Below are 3,010 nucleotides of genomic sequence, written 5' to 3'. Positions count from 1 at the left end.
CCCTTCCGCCCGGGCCAGGGTGGCCACCCTGGCCCGGGCATCTCATCATGACCCGAACAGACCTCAAAGTCATAAGACAAGCAGTTCCACGATGAGGGGAATCGGCGAGGGGTTACCATGGCGATGATCATGTAATGCATAGGATGCCGTCACGAAGGAGGCGGCATGAGTTGCCGGTCTGGGCACGCGATTTCTTCCGGCGAGCAAGGCGATCCCCAAGGAATCGCTGCCGATCGTCGATCGCCCGTTGATCCAGTATGCCGTGGACGAAGTGCGCGAGGCCCGGATCGAGGAGTTCGTCTTCGTCACCGGCCGCGGCAAGACCGCCATCGTCGAGCATTTCGACACTGCCTACGAACTGGAAGCGACGATGACCGGTCGCGGCAAGTCGCTGAAACCGCTCGAATCGACGCGGACGCAGCCGGGCAATCTCACCACCGTGCGCCAGCAGGTGCCGCTGGGCCTGGGCCTGGGCCACGCGGTGTGGTGCGCCCGCGCCGTGGTCGGCAACGATCCCTTCGCGATCTTCCTCCCCGACGAGCTGATGTACGGCAAGCCCGGCTGCATGGCGCAGATGATCGAGGCCTACAACGAAGTGGGCGGCAACCTGATCTCGGTGCTGGAAGTGCCACGCAGGCAGTGTCCAGCTACGGCGTGATCGCGCCGGGCGCCCAGAACGGCAACCTGACCGAAGTGAAGGGCTTGGTCGAGAAGCCCAAGGTGGACGAAGCGCCCTCGCACCTCATTGTCTCGGGCCGCTACATCCTCCGGCCCGAGGTGATGGGTCTGTTGGCGACACAAGCCAAGGGCGCGGGCGGCGAGATCCAGCTGACCCATTCGATGGCCAAGCTGATCGACACGCAGCCGTTCCACGCGGTGACCTTCCGGGGACGGCGCCTCGATTGCGGCTCGAAGCTGGGCTTCGTCGAAGCGACCCTGGCGATCGCGCTGGATCGGCCGGACATGGGTGCTGACGTGCGCAAGATCGCGGAGAAGCTGCTGGGCTGAACTGCTGAGAGCACCGGCGCAGGCTGGTGGCGAGGGCGGCGGTTCTGGACCTCCCGTCGCCCTCGTGATCGCACCTACCTGGTGATCAGCGGCTTGGTGATGCTCTATGCAGTTCGGTCAGTCTCGTTCAACGCGGCCTCGACCATCGCCTTCCAGTGCCCGGCGGTCCCAATGGAGCATGGCAAGCTGTCAGCCGCCAAGAGCATCGCATCGCTTGGCTCGCGGAGCGAAAGCAATACCGCGCGGGCTTTTGGCAGGTAATCCTGCCACAGAGTGATGCCATTGATTGTCGCGCCGTCGCGATGCCCATCAAGCTCACAAAGACGTCGTGCGGCACGCTCGAGGGGGGTCATGCTAGCTCCAACTCTTCCGATAAATCGATGAGTGCGTACGCCCTTTGATGCAATGACGCAGATCTGCGGCTTGAGGCAAGTGGAAATGATCTGCCGAGATCCTTACCTCGTGGTCCAGCCGCTCATTGTTCACATGTACCAGATTGCCACAGCCAGAATCGCGAGAGCCAAGGCGCCGACTAGGACTTGGCCGTACGTGCTCATTTACCGGACCACGTCGAGCAGGTCGAGCACGTCGAAGATCGTCGTCGCGCCGGCGAAGATGAGGACCAGAGCTCACTTAGTCAGCAAAGTGGCTGAACCAGGATGCCTGGCATAGGAAGGCGCGCTGACGCTCTAACCGTCCAGTGCTAAGGCAGCCCTTGCATCTGACCCGATCAGAATGGCTTATCCACCGCATTGCTAAAGTAAACCACAGGCATGTCACAGCGAGATCAGCTGCGATCCCGAAAGGTAATACACTGCTTGTGCATCCATAATGAGCCAATGTAAGCTTTGTATTGTCGCCTGTCGCTAAACTTGTTATAGTTCTACGCTTCGCACCGCGCATAGTGGATATTGATCCACTTTTTTCGCGTTCTCCTGTTTTAGTTGAAGACACGATATGCAGCGAGTTCGTTATGGGGGGGCGTGGCATCTTTGAGCATAAAGCCGTTCACCACCTGGAACCGGGTTGGTGAGATCATCCATGTCCTAAGCATCGTCGACGAGCAAGGTATCCTCAACCAGCTGTACGCGGTCTACCTCATCAGCACCGTAGCTGCCTTAGCGACAATCCCAAGCTTCCTCGCTTCCTTGCCTCAGCAAGCCGCAGAGCAATGCCGCGCGCTCCATAGGCGGCGTCCTCATGTCCCCTTCCCGCCACTGCGCCTCAGGTATGCAGTCAAACAGGTGCAGCGCAGCAGCTATTCCACCGTTGCGATACCGCGCTCGAGCCAGTGCGTGGTGGCTGCCGGCGTCCCGTCCACCACAATCTCACCATCTATGGACAGCTTGTCCCCAGCGCCTTCCTCGACGCGCATCAGCTCGTGCAGGATCTGGTCCGCTCCTCTGAAAGCACGCAGTTGCGTGACCAGAGCCGGAATTTGCAATCCAAACCTCAGAGATGGAGCAGCGCGGCTCGTCACGTTTATCCTCGGCTAGGCCATGAACCCATAAACAGGATTCCCAAACAGGCTGATGCATGGTTCAGGTCTCCGGCAAGGAGACGAGCATGGCACGGTTTGATGTGACGGATTTCGAGTGGTCGGTGATCGAGCCTTTGCTGCCGACGAAGGTGCGCGGCGTGAAGCGGGTGGATGATCGCCGAGTTCTGAATGGCATCTTCTGGCGGCTACGCACGGGAGCGCCCTGGGCAGACATTCCGTCGCGCTATGGACCGCATACGACCTGTGTGAACCGCTTCAACCGCTGGCGGCGGGCGGGGCATTGGCAGCGGATTTTGGAAGCTGTGTCAGACGCTTACCGGGGCGACGTGCAGATGATCGACTCCTCTTCGATCCGGGTCCACCTGCACGGTGCCAACGGCAGTAAAAAGGCGGCCCCGGTTGCATGGGGTCGCTCGCGCGGCGGCCTGACCACCAAGATCCACGCGCTGGTGGATGCCAACGGCATGCCGATCGCCCTCAAGCTCACGGCCGGCCAGGCGC

3 protein-coding genes and 1 pseudogene are annotated in these 3,010 nt (G+C 60.9%); 2 read left to right on the top strand and 2 right to left on the bottom strand.

What is annotated here, in order from left to right:
• The first annotated feature begins 178 nt into the window (after positions 1 to 178).
• A pseudogene (locus HNO88_RS21755) lies at positions 179 to 1,008 on the top strand (UTP--glucose-1-phosphate uridylyltransferase).
• A 104-nt stretch (positions 1,009 to 1,112) separates the two neighbouring features.
• Here the strand turns inward: HNO88_RS21755 and HNO88_RS21750 are convergent.
• Together HNO88_RS21750 and HNO88_RS21745 are read right to left on the bottom strand one after the other, a co-directional pair.
• Positions 1,113 to 1,361 (bottom strand): hypothetical protein, encoded by a 249-nt coding sequence (locus HNO88_RS21750; protein ID WP_184250902.1) that lies wholly within the window; start codon positions 1,359 to 1,361, stop codon positions 1,113 to 1,115.
• A 905-nt stretch (positions 1,362 to 2,266) separates the two neighbouring features.
• Complete coding sequence (locus tag HNO88_RS21745; protein WP_184250899.1) at positions 2,267 to 2,452, bottom strand: hypothetical protein; 186 nt, start codon at positions 2,450 to 2,452, stop codon at positions 2,267 to 2,269.
• A gap of 122 nt (positions 2,453 to 2,574) precedes the next feature.
• Between HNO88_RS21745 and HNO88_RS21740 the strand changes: the two genes are divergently transcribed.
• On the top strand, positions 2,575 to 3,010 hold a 436-nt coding region (locus tag HNO88_RS21740), incomplete at its 3' end, for an IS5 family transposase (RefSeq protein ID WP_184250896.1).

Origin of the sequence: Novosphingobium chloroacetimidivorans, assembly GCF_014204535.1 — a bacterium.
Classification (GTDB): domain Bacteria; phylum Pseudomonadota; class Alphaproteobacteria; order Sphingomonadales; family Sphingomonadaceae; genus Novosphingobium; species Novosphingobium chloroacetimidivorans.
Note: the sequence above shows the minus strand (reverse complement) of the source record. Positions and strands in the feature narration are given on the sequence as shown.

Bases quoted from the DNA above. Each gene is read 5' to 3' on its own strand.
- HNO88_RS21750 (WP_184250902.1), bottom strand. From the start codon at position 1,361: ATGACCCCCCTCGAGCGTGCCGCACGACGTCTTTGTGAGCTTGATGGG.